Origin of the sequence: Saccharothrix sp. S26 (genome assembly GCF_021390395.1) — a bacterium.
GTDB lineage: Bacteria > Actinomycetota > Actinomycetes > Mycobacteriales > Pseudonocardiaceae > Actinosynnema.
In genome coordinates this window covers 49,446-64,354 of the sequence record NZ_JAJUWT010000019.1, presented here as the reverse complement: position 1 = coordinate 64,354, position 14,909 = coordinate 49,446, and the positions used below count along the sequence as shown (strand labels likewise).

At 71.7% G+C, this 14,909-nt stretch carries 14 protein-coding genes; 9 read left to right on the top strand and 5 right to left on the bottom strand.

Going from position 1 to position 14,909, the window contains the following annotated elements; genetic code table 11:
* From LZG04_RS28195 to LZG04_RS28185, 3 genes are read left to right on the top strand one after another with little or no spacing between them, the layout of a single operon-like run.
* Positions 1-894: an amidohydrolase family protein gene (locus LZG04_RS28195; RefSeq protein WP_233822427.1), complete on the top strand. Its 894-nt coding sequence runs from the start codon at positions 1-3 to the stop codon at positions 892-894.
* Positions 891-1,349: a MaoC family dehydratase gene (locus LZG04_RS28190; RefSeq protein WP_233822425.1), complete on the top strand. Its 459-nt coding sequence runs from the start codon at positions 891-893 to the stop codon at positions 1,347-1,349. Before LZG04_RS28195 ends, LZG04_RS28190 begins: the two co-directional genes overlap by 4 nt.
* A gap of 8 nt (positions 1,350-1,357) precedes the next feature.
* Positions 1,358-2,641 (top strand): MFS transporter, encoded by a 1,284-nt coding sequence (locus tag LZG04_RS28185; protein ID WP_233822423.1) that lies wholly within the window; start codon positions 1,358-1,360, stop codon positions 2,639-2,641.
* A gap of 82 nt (positions 2,642-2,723) precedes the next feature.
* On the opposite strand, the gene LZG04_RS28180 is transcribed toward LZG04_RS28185, so the two are convergent.
* Positions 2,724-3,506 (bottom strand): IclR family transcriptional regulator, encoded by a 783-nt coding sequence (locus LZG04_RS28180; protein WP_233822420.1) that lies wholly within the window; start codon positions 3,504-3,506, stop codon positions 2,724-2,726.
* Between the two features lie 121 nt (positions 3,507-3,627).
* Between LZG04_RS28180 and LZG04_RS28175 the strand changes: the two genes are divergently transcribed.
* Positions 3,628-4,800, top strand: coding sequence for a 4-hydroxybenzoate 3-monooxygenase (locus LZG04_RS28175; RefSeq protein WP_233822418.1), 1,173 nt, complete (start codon positions 3,628-3,630; stop codon positions 4,798-4,800).
* 557 nt (positions 4,801-5,357) lie between these two features.
* Positions 5,358-6,746: an endo-1,4-beta-xylanase gene (locus LZG04_RS28170; RefSeq protein ID WP_233822416.1), complete on the top strand. Its 1,389-nt coding sequence runs from the start codon at positions 5,358-5,360 to the stop codon at positions 6,744-6,746.
* A 62-nt stretch (positions 6,747-6,808) separates the two neighbouring features.
* On the opposite strand, the gene LZG04_RS28165 is transcribed toward LZG04_RS28170, so the two are convergent.
* Positions 6,809-7,228, bottom strand: coding sequence for a hypothetical protein (locus LZG04_RS28165; RefSeq protein WP_233822414.1), 420 nt, complete (start codon positions 7,226-7,228; stop codon positions 6,809-6,811).
* Between the two features lie 84 nt (positions 7,229-7,312).
* Here LZG04_RS28165 and LZG04_RS28160 point away from each other — a divergent pair, with 84 nt between their 5' ends.
* The 4 genes from LZG04_RS28160 (at position 7,313) to LZG04_RS28145 (ending at position 10,732) form a co-directional block, all read left to right on the top strand.
* On the top strand, positions 7,313-7,654 hold the full coding sequence (locus LZG04_RS28160) for a PadR family transcriptional regulator (protein WP_233822412.1): 342 nt from the start codon (positions 7,313-7,315) through the stop codon (positions 7,652-7,654).
* Positions 7,651-8,313: a permease prefix domain 1-containing protein gene (locus LZG04_RS28155; protein ID WP_233822410.1), complete on the top strand. Its 663-nt coding sequence runs from the start codon at positions 7,651-7,653 to the stop codon at positions 8,311-8,313. The genes LZG04_RS28160 and LZG04_RS28155 overlap by 4 nt, the downstream gene beginning before the upstream one ends.
* A 183-nt stretch (positions 8,314-8,496) precedes the next feature.
* Positions 8,497-9,906, top strand: coding sequence for a cellulase family glycosylhydrolase (locus LZG04_RS28150; RefSeq protein WP_233822408.1), 1,410 nt, complete (start codon positions 8,497-8,499; stop codon positions 9,904-9,906).
* 151 nt (positions 9,907-10,057) lie between these two features.
* On the top strand, positions 10,058-10,732 hold the full coding sequence (locus LZG04_RS28145) for a hypothetical protein (protein WP_233822406.1): 675 nt from the start codon (positions 10,058-10,060) through the stop codon (positions 10,730-10,732).
* A 452-nt stretch (positions 10,733-11,184) separates the two neighbouring features.
* Here the strand turns inward: LZG04_RS28145 and LZG04_RS28140 are convergent, their stop codons facing one another.
* The 3 genes from LZG04_RS28140 to LZG04_RS28130 all read right to left on the bottom strand — a co-directional run bounded on the left by LZG04_RS28140 (position 11,185) and on the right by LZG04_RS28130 (position 14,837).
* A complete protein-coding gene (locus tag LZG04_RS28140; RefSeq protein WP_233822404.1) occupies positions 11,185-11,487 on the bottom strand; it encodes a SelT/SelW/SelH family protein in 303 nt (100 codons plus the stop codon).
* A gap of 217 nt (positions 11,488-11,704) precedes the next feature.
* The gene (locus LZG04_RS28135) at positions 11,705-12,010 is read right to left on the bottom strand and encodes a hypothetical protein (RefSeq protein ID WP_233822402.1); all 306 of its coding nucleotides are present in this window, start codon (positions 12,008-12,010) and stop codon (positions 11,705-11,707) included.
* Between the two features lie 58 nt (positions 12,011-12,068).
* Complete coding sequence (locus LZG04_RS28130; RefSeq protein ID WP_233822400.1) at positions 12,069-14,837, bottom strand: AAA family ATPase; 2,769 nt, start codon at positions 14,835-14,837, stop codon at positions 12,069-12,071.
* Between the last annotated feature and the right edge of the window lie 72 nt (positions 14,838-14,909).

Sequence of the window (14,909 nt, the reverse complement as noted above, 5' to 3'; positions counted from 1 at the left end):
GTGGGCCTCGCCTTGGACGACCTGGTGGCCATCGACGTCCACACCCACGCCGAGGTGTCGAGGGACGGCCGCACCGCGTTGAGCCCCGAGCTGCTGGCGGCGTCGGAGAAGTACTTCGGCGCGCACGGGCACCGCAACCCGACCGTCGACGAGATCGCGGCGCACTACCGGGAACGGCGGATGGCGGCGGTCGTCTTCACCGTCGACGCCGAGCACGCCACCGGACACCCGCGCATCGCCAACGAGGAGGTCGCGCAGAACTGCGCCGAGCACCCCGACGTGCTCATCCCGTTCGCCAGCGTCGACCCGTGGAAGGGACGCGCGGGCGCACGGGAGGCGCGCAGGCTGGTCGAGCGGCACGGCGTGCGCGGCTTCAAGTTCCACCCCAGCCTCCAGGGCTTCGCGCCGAACGACCCGATGGCCTACCCGCTGTACGAGGTGATCGAGGAGCTGGGCGTGCCCGCGCTGTTCCACAGCGGCCAGACCGGGATCGGCGCGGGCGTGCCCGGCGGTGGCGGCATCCGGCTGAAGTACTCCGACCCGATGCTCGTGGACGACGTCGCGGTGGACTTCCCGCAGCTGCGGATCGTGCTCGCGCACCCGTCGTTCCCGTGGCAGGACGAGGCGCTGGCGGTGGCCACGCACAAGCCGCACGTGCACATCGACCTGTCCGGGTGGTCGCCCAAGTACTTCCCGCCGCAGCTGGTCCGCTACGCCAACACGCTGTTGCAGGACAAGGTCCTGTTCGGCTCGGACTACCCCGTGATCACCCCCGACCGCTGGCTGGCCGACTTCGACGCGCTGGAGATCAAGCCCGCCGTCCGACCCAAGATCCTCAAGCTCAACGCGGCCAGGCTGCTCGGCCTCGACACCACGACCCCGGAGCGCGCATGACCACCACCGTGAACGGCAAGGCCGACCTGCTCGCGCTGACCGGGCGCGACCTCGGGCACACCGCCTGGCGCGAGATCACCCAGGACCGGATCGACACGTTCGCCGACGCCACCGACGACCACCAGTGGATCCACGTCGACCCCGGTCGGGCGGCCTCCGGGCCGTTCGGCGCCACCATCGCGCACGGCTACCTGACGTTGGCGCTGATCATCCCCCTGTTCGGCGAGCTGCTGGCCATCGAGGGCGTGCGGATGAGCGTCAACTACGGACTGGAGAAGGTGCGCTTCCCCAACCCGGTGCGCGTCGGCGACAAGATCAGGCTCGCCGGCCGCGTCGTCTCGACCGAGGAGGTCGCGGGCGACGGCGTCGCGCTGGTGGTGGACTTCACCGTCGAGATCGACGGCTCGGACAAGCCGGCGTGCGTCGCGCGCGCCGTGTACCGGCACTACACCTGAGGACCGCCATGCCGAACGTCCAACTTCGCCGCGCCGTCGCGTCGAGCTTCCTCGGCAGCGTGATCGAGTACTACGACTTCCTGCTGTACGCCACCGCGTCCGCCGTGGTGTTCAACAAGGTCTTCTTCTCCTCCCTCGACCCGCTCGTGGCCACGATCGCGAGCTTCGGCACGTTCGCCACCGGCTACCTGGCCCGCCCGCTCGGCGGTGTCCTGTTCGGACACTTCGGCGACCTGCTCGGCCGCAAGCGGATGCTCGTGCTCACCATGACGCTCATGGGGGTGGCGAGCTTCCTCATCGGCCTGCTGCCGACCTACGCCCAGGTGGGCGCGCTCGCGCCGGTGGGCCTGGTCGTGCTGCGCGTGGTGCAGGGCATCGCGGTCGGCGGCGAGTGGGGCGGCGCGGTGCTGATGTCGGCCGAGCACGCCACCCGGCGGCGAGGGCTGTGGGCCGGGTTCACCAACGCGGGCGCGCCGTGCGGGATGGTGCTGTCCACCCTGGCGCTGACCGCGACCGCCGCGGCGGTGGGCGAGCGGGCGTTCCTGGACTGGGGCTGGCGGATCCCGTTCCTGATCAGCATCGTGCTGCTCGGCGTCGGGTTGTTCGTGCGGCACCGGGTCGAGGAGACGCCCGCGTTCCGCGCGGTGGTGCGCGAGACGGGCGTCCGTCGGCGCGTTCCGGTGGTGGAAGTGCTGCGCGACCACCCGCGCGTGCTGCTGCTGGGCATCGGCGTGGGGCTGGCGGCGTTCGTCGCGCAGTCGACGTTGACGACTTTCGTCCTGGCGCACGGCGTGGCGGCCGGTCACGCGCGCCAGACCGTGCTCAACGCGCTCACGCTGTCCTCGGCCTGCGCGGTCGTGGGCATCCTCGGCTGGTCGGCGGTGTCGGACCGGTTCGGCAGGCGTCCGGTGGTGGTGGCCGGCGCGGTGGCGATGGCGGCGTTCGCGTTCGTGCTGTTCCCGTTGGTGGACAGCGGTGACCCGGCGTTGCTGACCTTCGCGCTGGTGCTGGGCCAGGGCGTGCTGCACCCGATGATGTACGGCCCGCTCGCGGCCCTGTACAGCGAGCTGTTCAGCACGGAGAACCGGTACACGGGCGCGTCGCTGGGCTACCAGGTCGCCGGGCTGGGCGCGGGCATCGCGCCGCTGCTGTTCGCCGAGATCCAGCGGGCCAGCGGGGGGCAGGGGCTGGTGCTGGTTTCGTCGTGCATCGCCGGCTTCTGCGCCCTCACCGTCGTGTGCGTGCTCGCCTTGAAGGAGACCAACACCCGCACCCTCCAACCCGCCCTCTAACCCGCGAGTCCTACGTTCAGAACGCGTGTGTCCTACACTCAGAACGCGCGTGTCCTACGTTCAGGACCCCCGAATTTAACGCTCAGGTCACGTCGACCGCCCGGTGCGCCGCGTCCTCCAGCCGCCGGGCGATCGCGTCGGCGGCCGCACGCAGATCGGGGACGAGGCGGTGCAGGTCCGTCCGCACCGAACGGACGACGATGCCCAGCGCACCGGCCGGTTCGTGCCCGTCGGCCGGGATCGCGACGGCGACCGAGCACGAGCCGAGCGTCATCTCCTCGTTCGTCACCGCGTACCCGCGCTCCACAGTGGCACGCAGCTCGCGCACCAGCCGCGCCCGTTCGGTGATCGTGTAACGGGTGAACCGGGGCAGGGGGCGTTCCAGGTACCGCCGCACGAACCCCGCGTCGGCACGGGCCAGCAGCGCCTTGCCGACACCCGTCGAGTGCAGCGGCAGCCGTGCGCCGATCCGGGAGATCACGGGCACCGACCGGTGCCCGGACAGCTTCTCCACGTACAGCGCGTCGTACCCGTCGTGCACGGCCAGGTGGATGTTCTCACGGGTCGCCTCGTACAGGTCCTGCATGAACGGCAACGCGATCTCGCGCAGCCGACCGGCCACTGGGGACAGCGTCGCGGCCTCCCACAGCCGCAACCCGATGCTGTAGTACCCCTCCGCGTCACGTTCCAGCGCACCCCACGACACCAGCTCCCCGGTCAACCGGTGCACGGTGGCCAGCGGCAGGTCCGCGCGCCGCGCCAGCTCGGTCAGCTTGAGCCGGGGGTGGGCGGAGTCGAACACCCCGAGCAGCGCCAGCGCCCGCCCGGCCATCGACCGCCGGGGCGCGTCGCGGTTGACCGCCATGCCGTCTCCTTCGAACGCCGGGTCTCGAACGTAACCGCGCCCCCGTCTCGAAATCGCCGCCACTTTCACCCAGTGGAAGGCGATCCTGGCGCACGGTCGCGCGCCGTCCTTGGGTTGTCCCATGCGAACTCGAGTCGGAATCGTCGGCGCCGGCCCCGCCGGACTGGTGCTGTCCCACTTGCTGGCCGAACGCGGCATCGACTCCGTGGTGGTCGAGACGCGCGGCCGTGCGGCGATCGAGCAGACCATCCGCGCCGGTGTCCTGGAGCAGGGCACGGTGGAGCTGCTGACCTCCCTTGGCGTCGGCGCGCGGGCGTTGGCCGAGGGCGCGCGGCACGAGGGGATCGAGCTGCGGTTCGGCGGGCAGGGGCACCGGATCGACTTCACCGGGCTCACCGGCCGCGCGGTCTGGCTCTACCCGCAGCACGAGGTGCTCAAGGACCTCATCGCGGCACGGCTGGCGGGCGGCGCGGACATCCGGTTCGAAGCGCGTGACGTGACGCTGCACGCCATCACGTCCGACGAACCGGTCATCTCGTTCACCGACACCGACGGCACGCCGGTGGAGCTGCGCTGCGACGTCATCGCCGGCTGCGACGGCTCGTCGGGCGTCAGCAGGCGCGCCATCCCGGACGACGCGCGCACCGACTACTTCCGCGCCTACCCGTTCGGGTGGTTCGGCATCCTGGCCGAGGCACCGCCGTCGTCGAAGGAGCTGGTCTACGCGCACTCCGCGCGCGGTTTCGCGCTGATCAGCACGCGGACCCCGCAGGTGCAGCGGATGTACTTCCAGTGCGATCCCGACGAACGCGCCGAGGACTGGAGCGACGACCGGATCTGGGCCGAGCTGAACGCGCGGGTCGCGGGCGACGGCTTCAGCCTGGCCGAGGGCCGCATCTTCGACCGGGGCGTGATCCCGATGCGCAGCTACGTGTGCGAGCCGATGCGGCACGGTCGGCTGTTCCTGGCGGGCGACGCCGCGCACGTCGTGCCGCCGACGGGCGCGAAGGGCCTCAACCTCGCGGTGGCGGACGTGGTCGTGCTGGCCCGTGCGCTGGAGGAGCACTTCGCCACGGGCGCGACCGAGCCGCTGGACGCCTACGGCCCCACCGCGTCCCGCCGGGTGTGGCGGGCGCAGCACTTCTCGTGGTGGATGACGTCGATGCTGCACACCGATCCGGCCGGCTCCCCGTTCGACCTCAAGCGGCAGTTGGGCGAGCTGGAGCTGGTCACGTCCAGCACGGCCGCCGCCACGCACCTCGCCGAGGCGTACACGGGCTGGCCCCTCGGGTGAACGGGACGGTAGCGAAATACGGGCGATCGGGCTAATGCGCGTCCGGTGATCGGAGCATTCACGTCGAGAAAGTTGCGAACATTGTTTCGAAGACTTTCGAAGACGGCCGACCCTAATCCACGACAGGTCTCCCGTCGTCCGCAGTGGAGTTCCGGCGGCCTTGCTATGGTGCCTCAACAGGCTTTTTGATATACACGGCCGAATCGGGGCCGGTTGATCGCGCTCGACCGGTCCGGTTCGCCACTCGTGCGGTGATCGTCGCAGGTCCGCGCGTGCGCGCTGGTTCGGTGCTTGCCAGACCTATCTGTTTCGGTTAATACTTCTAAAAGTTTCAGGCCGGACGCGGTCGGGTGCCGCCCCCGACGGTGTCCGCCTGCGCTGAGCACGCTCTGGAGGATCGACTCAACCCACTGTCGTTGGCGGGGAGGAATCCCGTGGCACCGGGCCCTCCTCGGCCAAGTGAGCGGATCCGGACCACCCCGCCCCGGCGGTTCCGGGTCGCCCGAGCAACCAACCACCACCTGCCGAACCCGCAGGTGCTCCCAGAAGGTGCAAACATGAAGCTGACATCGAGGTCAGTGTTGCGAGCGGCACTCGTGTCGACGTTGGTGACCGCCACCACGGGTGCCGCGGTGCTCCTGGCGACGTCGGCCAGCGCCGGCACCACCCTCGGCGCCTCGGCGGCCGAGTCGGGTCGCTACTTCGGTACGGCCGTCGCCGCGAACAAGCTCAGCGACTCCACGTACGTCGGCATCCTCAACCGTGAGTTCAACATGGTCACGGCCGAGAACGAGATGAAGATCGACGCGACCGAGCCGCAGCAGGGGCAGTTCAGCTACGCCAACGCCGACCGGATCGTGAACCACGCCCGCGGCCAGGGCATGCGGGTCCGCGGGCACACGTTGGCGTGGCACTCGCAGCAGCCCGGCTGGATGCAGAACATGTCCGGCACCGCGCTGCGCAACGCCATGCTCAACCACGTCACGCAGGTCGCCACCTACTACCGCGGCAAGATCTACGCGTGGGACGTGGTGAACGAGGCGTTCGCCGACGGTTCCACCGGTGCGCGTCGCGACTCGAACCTCCAGCGGACCGGTGACGACTGGATCGAGGCGGCCTTCCGGGCGGCGCGTGCGGCCGACCCGGGTGCGAAGCTCTGCTACAACGACTACAACACCGACGACTGGACCCACGCCAAGACCCAGGCCGTCTACCGGATGGTCCAGGACTTCAAGCAGCGCGGCGTGCCCATCGACTGCGTCGGCCTGCAGTCCCACTTCAACAGCCAGAGCCCCGTGCCCTCCAACTACCAGACGACCCTGCAGAACTTCGCCAACCTCGGCGTCGACGTGCAGATCACCGAACTGGACATCGAAGGCTCCGGCACCGCCCAGGCCCAGAACTACGAGCGCGTCGTCAAGGCGTGCCTGGCCGTCACGCGCTGCACCGGCATCACCGTGTGGGGCATCCGCGACACGGACTCGTGGCGCTCCTCGGGCACCCCGCTGCTGTTCGACGGCTCGGGCAACAAGAAGGCCGCCTACACCTCCACGCTGAACGCCCTCAACTCGGGCGGTTCCACCGTGCCCACGTCGACCACGACGTCCACGACGGAGCCGACCGGCCCCACCACGACGACCACGATCCCCGGTCCGGGTGGCTGCACCGCCTCGGTGTCGCTGAACTCCTGGAACGGCGGCTTCGTCGCCACGGTGAAGGTCACCGCCGGGTCGTCGGCGATCAACGGGTGGACGGTCACGACGAACCTGCCGTCCGGCGCGTCGGTCACCAACGCGTGGAACGCCGACCGCTCCGGCAACAGCGGCGCGGTCCAGTGGCGCAACGTCAGCTACAACGGCCGCCTCGCGGCCGGGACGTCGACCGAGTTCGGCTTCCAGGGCACGGGTTCGGCCTCGGGCCTGACGCCGACCTGCGCCGCCGGCTGATCAAGTAGGGCACCTGCCCGGTGCGGGGACACCGTGTCGTCCTCGCACCGGGCGCAGCCGCGTCACGCCCCCGTAGTGGAGCCGGGGCGCACGATCATCAGCACGACCACGACCGCCCACAGCAGGTTGAACACGCCGGTAGTCATGGCCAGCCGCTTGGCCGCGCCGGTCGCGCCGTCGAGCACGCGGCGCTGCGCGGGCAGGATCGACAGCGCCAGCACGCCCGCGGCCGCCGCCGTCAGCACGACCGACACGAGCAGCCACGCGTCACCGAGGACGCCCAGGCTCGCGCCCGTGGCCACGCCGAAGACCGGGACGGCCACGCCGAGCACGGCGTACGTGCGGCACGTCCGGTGCAGGAACACGGCGACCCCGGTCGCGGACTCCCGCGCGAAGCGGGGGAACAGCGAGGCCGCCACCGCGATCGGCCCGACGGCGAGGATCGCGGCGATGACGTGCACCGAGAGCAGCAGCTTGGTCACCAGGGCTCCTTGTTGCGTAGACAGCCAACGTATGTCGGCTGCCAATAGGTACCACACCTACGTAGCTGTGTAGGCTGCCAACCCATGAAGGCGGACGCGGTGCGCGGGCACCTGGACGCGATGCTGCTGGCGGTGCTCGAACCCGGACCGCTGCACGGCTACGCGATCATCACGGCGGTGCAGCAGCGCAGCGGCGGGGCGCTCGAACTGCGCACCGGCACCGTCTACCCGGCGTTGAACCGGCTGGAGCGCTCGGGCTTGCTGCGCAGCCGCTGGCAGCCCGTGTCCGACCGGCCGCGCCGGTGCTACGAGCTCACCGAAGCCGGGCGGCGCGGCCTGGCCGACGCGCGTTCGACCTGGCAGGAGTTCACCGCCACCATCGGTGCGGTGCTGGACCTGACCGCGACGGCGAGGCGCGCCACGTGAGCGCCGGGCCGCACGTCGACCCGGTCGAGGACTACCTGGCGACGCTGACCGCGTCCCTGCACGGCCCCGTGCGGGCGAAGGCCGCCATGATGCGCGAGGTGCGCGACGGGCTCGTGGACGCGGTGGAGGCGCAGACCTGCTTCGGCGTGCCCTACGCCCAAGCCGCCCACCGCGCGGTGCGCGACTTCGGCCCGGCGGACGAGATCGCGCCGTCGTTCCAGCGGGAGCTGACCATCGCCCAGACCCGCCGCACCGCCCGCGCGGCCGCGGTGACCGTGCCGGTCCTGGCGCTGTGCCTGTTCCTGGTGCGGGCCGGCGACCCGGAGTGGCGGCTGGGCGCGCTCGCCGCCCACCTGACCGTCGTGGCGACCGCGGCCGGCCTGCTCGCCGTGACCGCACTCGTGGTGACCGGCCCGTTGACCCGCCTGCTGCCCACCCCGCACCGGCTGCCGTCGGCGGTGGCGTGGACGGCGACCGCCGCCGCGGTGGGCATGGCGGTCGCCGCGGTCGCGCTGGGCGTCACCTCGGCCCTGTCCGCCGACTGGCCGCTGACGGCGTGCGCCGGCGTGCTGGCCATCGCTGCTCACGGCGTGGTCGCCGCATCGGCCCGCGATTGCCGTGAATGCGCGCGGGCGGGCCGTTCCCCTCGTGCTCGGTGACGCGTCCGACCGACTGCGCCTGGTCGTCGCGCACCTCCTGGTCCCGGCCGGTTCGCCACGCAACGTCACCGGCGGATGTCACTCCGCGAGACGGTCTCTGTACTTGGCCGCACTTCCCGGTGTACGTTCCCCGACGGGTCTGGGAGCGCTCCCAGACATAGTCGAACGATGAGGAGGGGCTCAGTGAAGCGCTCCACCGCAGTGCTTGCGGCTTGCGCGGTGGCCCTCGGTTCCGCGGCGACGATGTTGCCGAACGCCGTGGCCGCCGCCCAAGGTTGCAAGGTTGACTACACCGTCACCAGCCAGTGGTCCGGCGGGTTCCAGGCCAGTGTCAAGGTCACCAACCTCGGTGACACCGTGTCCGGCTGGACGCTCGCCATCGCGTTCCCGAACACCTCGCAGCGGGTGACCCAGGGCTGGAACGCCACCTGGACCCAGTCGGGTTCGACCGCCAACGCCACCAACGTCGACTGGAACCGGACGCTGGGCACCGGCGGTTCCACCGACCTCGGGTTCGTCGGCTCGTACTCGGGCAGCAACCCCACGCCGACCTCGTTCACGCTCAACGGCGTGGCCTGCACGGGTTCCACGACGTCGGCGAGCACCACGAGCACGACCACCACCACGACGACGACCACCACCCCGCCGGTCGGCCGCACGCCGGTCGAGATCAACGGCCAGTTGCGGGTCTGCGGCGTGAACCTGTGCAACCAGTACAACCGCCCGATCCAGCTGCGCGGCATGAGCACGCACGGCATCCAGTGGTTCGACAAGTGCTACAACAACAACTCGTTGAACGCGCTGGCCAACGACTGGAAGTCCGACCTGCTGCGCATCGCGATGTACGTGCAGGAGCAGGGCTACGAGACCAACCCGTCCGGGTTCACCAGCCGCGTCAACAGCCTGGTCGACATGGCCGAGGCGCGCGGGATGTACGCGATGATCGACTTCCACATCCTCACGCCGGGTGACCCGAACTACAACATCGACCGCGCCAAGACGTTCTTCGCCTCCGTGGCGCAGCGCAACGCGGCCAAGAAGAACGTGATCTACGAGATCGCGAACGAGCCGAACGGCGTGAGCTGGGCGGCGATCAAGAGCTACGCCGAGCAGGTCATCCCGGTGATCCGCGCGGCCGACCCGGACGCCGTGGTCATCGTCGGCACGCGGGCGTGGTCGTCGCTGGGCGTCTCCGAGGGCTCCAACGAGACCGAGGTCATCAACAACCCGGTCAACGCCACCAACATCATGTACGCGTTCCACTTCTACGCCGCGTCCCACAAGGACAACTACCGCGCCACGGTCAGCCGTGCGGCCTCGCGGCTGCCGCTGTTCGTGACCGAGTTCGGGACGGTCCTGGCCACGGGTGGCGGCACGTTCGACCGGACGAGCACCATCGCCTGGTTGGACCTGCTGGACCAGCTCAAGATCGGTTACGCGAACTGGACGTACTCGGACGCGAACGAGAGCAGTGCGGCGCTGCGCCCGGGCACGTGCAACGGCGGCGACTACTCGAGCAGCGGTGTGCTGACCGAGTCGGGTGCGCTGTTGAAGAGCCGGATCAGCACGGCGGACAACTTCCCGACCAGCTGACCGCTGCTCCACTGAGGACGGGGCCCCGCGTTGCCGCGCGGGGCCCCGTCGTCGCTCGATCGGGTGGCCCACTTGGCGAAGGGGCCGGAATTGTCGGTGCCCGCCGCTAACTTGCCGATCGGGGGCACGAACCGATCAGGGGGAGCGAGTCATGGCGGACATCATCTACCGGGATCCTCAGGGGCGGCTCAGGTCGTCTCGCGGCAAGAAGACCGGTGCTGGGACCGTGGTGGCGGCCGGGGCGCTGGTGCTGGGCTTGGTCGGCGCCACGGGCGCGGCCGGTGGCGGTGGGGTGCTCGGGTCGAGCGCGGGCGGTTCGGCGGGGTCGTCGAGCCTGGCGGCGCGCGAGCTGGACGGGCGGAAGGCGGCGAAGCGGGGCGACCGTGACGGCGCGTGGCAGCGGTTGGGGCTGCGGAGGTTGGACGACAAGCTGCGGCGGCAGGCGGAGTGCCTGTCCGCGTCGCACGGCGAGGTGAGGGAATTCTTCCTGCGCACCCCGTGCACGTCGTTGGACCGCATGGTGATCGCGGTGGGGGACGGGGCGGGCAACAACGCCGTGGTGTCGGTGGCGTGGGTGGGCTTCCGCGGCACCCGTGACCTGCGGGCGTTCAAGCGGATCGAGGACCGTCACGGCAGCGGTGACATCCACCCGCTGGGCGCGTCGTTGTTGGGCTTGGCGGACATCAGGTTCACGGGCCACAACTACGGCACCGACACCAACGGCACGACGATCACGATCGCCGAAGCCGAACAGGTCACCGGCCACCTCGACCCCTGGGTGTTGGACGCGCTGGCCGAAATCACCGCCCACTTACCGCGCCCCTGATCGCGGAGCTTGCGGTCGCTGCGCTCACGGCCGCTGCGCTCGTGGTCGCCGCGCTTGCGGTCGTGGTGCTTGCGGTCGCTGCGCTCACGGCCGCTGCGCTCGTGGTCGCCGCGCTTGCGGTCGTGGTGCTTGCGGTCGCTGCGCTCGTGGTCGCCGCGCTTGCGGTCGTGGTGTTTGCGGTCGCGGTAAGTGGTCGCCGTGCTTGTGGTCGCGGCGCTGGTGATCGAGGCTCGTGACCGCTGCGTGCGTGACCGCTGCGCTTGTGGTCGCTGCGCTTGTGGTCGCTGTGCTCGTGGTCGTGGTGTCGGTGGTCGCGGCGCTGGTGATCGAGGCCCGGGACGGCTGCGCGCGTGAGCGCTGGTCTCGTGGTCGCCGAGCTTGTGGTCGCTGCGCGCCTGATCACCGCGCTCGTGGCCGCCGTGTCGGAGACCGCGTCCCCGACCGACTCCCGCCTACCGGGGCGAGGACTTCCGGCCGCGGTCGGTGTGTCCGAGATCCCGGTCTGGAGCGACCCGGTCCCGCACGAGCTGCTTGAGCACCGCGAGGTCGGGGAAGCCGTCCTGTTCCTTGCGGGACCAGAGCGTCTCGCCGTCGAGCCGGACGTCGAACACGCCACCCGTGCCGGGCACGAGCGCGACCTCGCCGAGCTCGGTGGTGAACGTGGTCAACAGCTCCTGCGCCGTCCACCCGGCGCGCAGCAACCACCGGCACTGCGTGCAGTACTCGATCTCCAGGCGGGGCTCTCTCACGGTCACCACGCCAGTATCACCACCCACCCACCATCCCGCCGACCCCCGGTGGCCACCATCACGCTGGTCCGACCGCCGAACGGTCGCGTCGGTGCTCGCCAGGCGTGGGCAGGGTGCGGGGCCGGTGTCAGCCCCCAGGTGTGACACCGGCCCCGGTCGGCGAGAGCGCGTGGGATGCTCTTCGCCGGGTCATCGACGGCAGTGGCGGGGTTGGCGCGATCCGTCACGCGGGTTCGAGCTCGGTGGGCCGTTCCACCGGCACGGCGGTGGCCTCGACGATCCGTTCGAACGACACCCCGGCCCGGTCGAAGACGTGTTCCAGGGCTTCGACGTCGTCGGCGGCGAACACGCCGAAGTAGCTGTCGTCACCCGGCACGGCCAGGCAGCACCGCATGGTCACGGGACGGGCGCACCCGTCGGCGGCGGCACGCACGGCGGCCATCGCGGCGGCCACCTCGCGCGGGTTCGCCGCGTGCAGGTAGCACTCCGCCAGGAACAGCCTGGTCGGCTCCACTCCGGTAACGGTCATGCGCACCACCCTCACCCCCGCACCGCCACCGGCGAATCGGGGACCGACCCCACAGTTGCTACTCGCGCAGGAACGCCAACCGGGCCAGCTCACGACGCGTGCGCACCCCGGTCTTGCGGAAGATGCGGGTCAGGTGCGCCTCGACCGTCTTCTCCGTCACGTACGCCGCCCCCGCCACCTCCCGGTTGCTCATCCCGGCCGCCACCAACCGCGCGATCCGCAGCTCGGTGGCGGTCAGCTCGTGCTCGTCACCCCGGCGCAACCCGAGCCGGCCCACCTCCCCGTCCACCTCCCGCACCCACGACGGCGCACCGAGCCGGTCGAACGCCCGCCGTGCCGCCAGCAACGCCTCCCGCGCCGCGAGCTTCATCCGACGCCGCCGCAGCACCCTCCCGCGCACCAGGTCGGTGCGCGCCCGCTCGAACGGCATCGGCAGCCGACCCAACGCCTCGGCGGCCGCCGCCAACGCCTCGTCCGCACCCTCCGGATCACCCCACGCCATCCGCACGAGCGCTCGCGACCTGGCCGCGACCACCGTGATCCACGGTCGGGGCGCGCGGTCGCGCCGCTGCTCCAGCTCCGCCAGCAGCCGGGTCGCCTCGGCGTGCTCTCCCAGCTCCACCACGGCCTCGACCAGGTCGCCGTACAGCGTGCTGATCGGGAAGTCGGCCATGCCCACCTCCGCGCACAACGCCACCGCCGCCGCCAGGTGGTCACGTGCCGCGCCGGGCTCGTGCCGTGACAGCGCGACGAACCCGAGCACGGCCCGCTGGTGCACGACGACCCACGGGTCGCCCAGCCCCGAGGCCACCTCCAACCCCCGGCCCGCCGCGTCGAGCGCCCGCTCCCACCGGCCGCGATGCGCGTCGACCAGCGCACGGGCGTAGAGCGCGTAGGCGAACCACGGCCGCTGCCCGGTCTGCTCCGCCGCCTCCACGGCCTCGTCCGCCCGCAGCCCGGCCCGCGCCCAGTCACCCAGCCACACGTCCAGCTCGGCCAGGTGGACCAGCTCGTGCATGGCCACGGCCTCGTCCTCGCGCGCGGTCTCCTCCTGGTGCGCGGCCTCGATCAGCGCACGTCCCCGCTCCGGGTCCAGGTACTTCGTCAGCACGCGCAGGGTGCTGCGGGCCATCCGCGCCTCACGCGCCTGGCTCGTCGGCGACACCAGCGCCGCGCCCCGCTCGACGTCGTCGGTGAACAGCCCGACCCCGGCCAGCAGCCGGTAGTACGCGCTGGAGATCAGGATGCACGCCACCAGGTCGGCGGGCACGGCGTCCTCGTGCCCCGCGATCGCCTCCAGCGCCTGCTCGGTGTTGCGGCACCGCAGCCGGGTGTCGTCCTGGCAGAACAACGACCGCCGCAGGAACGCGGTGGCCCGCAGCACCGGGTCGTCGCCCACGTGCGCCAGCGCCTGGTCGGTCAACGCCGTCGCCTCGACCGGGCCGTCCTCGAAGAACACCACGATCGCCAGGTCCAGCAGCACCGCCGCGCGCTCCGGCCCTGCGGGCACGTCCCGCACGTCGAACGTCCCCACCAGCTCGCGCGCGCCCGCCGCGTCACCGGCGAAGTACCGGCACACCACCGCCGAGGCCAGCAGGACGGCCCGGTGTCGTGGGTCCGCCGCGTGCGCCCCGGCCAGCTCCCACAGCCGGGCCGCGGTGCTGGGCGCGTTGCGCGCTTGGGCGCTGCGCGCCGCCTCACCCAACGCCTCGGCCACCGCCGGGTCCGGCCCGTCGGTGCTCAACGCCAGGTGCAGCGCGCGGGTCTCCGGGTCGTCCACGACCTCGGCCAGCCTGCGGTGGACGCGCCGACGCCTGCTCGCGGACGCGGCGGAGAACAGGGTGGAGCTCAGCAGCGGGTGGGTGAACCGGATCGCGCCCGACACGACCTCGATCACGCCGTGGTCCTCGGCGTCGACCAGCGCGTCCTCGGCGCGCCCCGGGTCCTCCGACGCCCGGCGCACCAGGTCCACGGTCGGGTGCGACAACGCCGCCGCGCACAGCAGCGCGTCCCGGCAGTGGTCGGGCAGCGCGGCGAGCCGGTCGGACAGCAGCTCCTCGACGGCGCGCGTCGTGGGCAGGGGCAGGCCGAACGCGCCCGGCTCGGGCAGCGCGAGGGCGATCTCCAACGCGTAGAACGGGTTGCCGCCGCTGGCCCGCTGGAGGCGGATCAGCGTCGGCCGGGGCAACGGCGTGCCGAGGTGCGCGCGGACCAGCCGGTGCAGCGCGCCGATGCTCAACCCGGCCGGCCGCAGGTGCACCAGGTCGTCCCGCCCGGCCAACCCCAGCGGCACGTCCCCGTCAGTCGAACGGACCGACACCACCACCGCGACGTGCTCGTCGGCCAACCGGCGCACCACGTACTCCAGGACGGTGGCGGTGGGCTCGTCCAGCCACTGCACGTCGTCCACCGCCAGCACCACCGGAGCCGCCGCGGCCATCGCCCGCACCACGTTGAGCACGGCCACGTGCACCGCCCGCGGGTCGCCCGGCCCGCCCTCCGCGTCACGGCGCAGCAACGCGACCTCCAACGCCGTGCGCTGCGGCCCGGGTAATCGCGCGATCAGCTCGTCGTCCACGCGTTCGGCCAGGTCGATCAGGCCGCCGTAGGACAGCCGCGCCTCCGGCTGGGCGGGTCGGCACGACAGCACGGCGTAGCCGCGCCGTTCGGCGTCCCGCAGCACGTGCTCCCACAACGCGGTCTTGCCGATGCCCGCCTCGCCGGACAAGACCAGGCACGTGGTGCCCGTCCGGGCCCGGTCCAGCACGTCGGCCGCCACCGCGACCTCGGGCTCCCGCCCGACCAGCTCCCGACCGGTCTGCCGCACGCGCGCCACCTCCCCGCCGCGGTGGACGCAGCGCCACACCCACTATCACGGCGCGATCGGGGCACGGGAAGC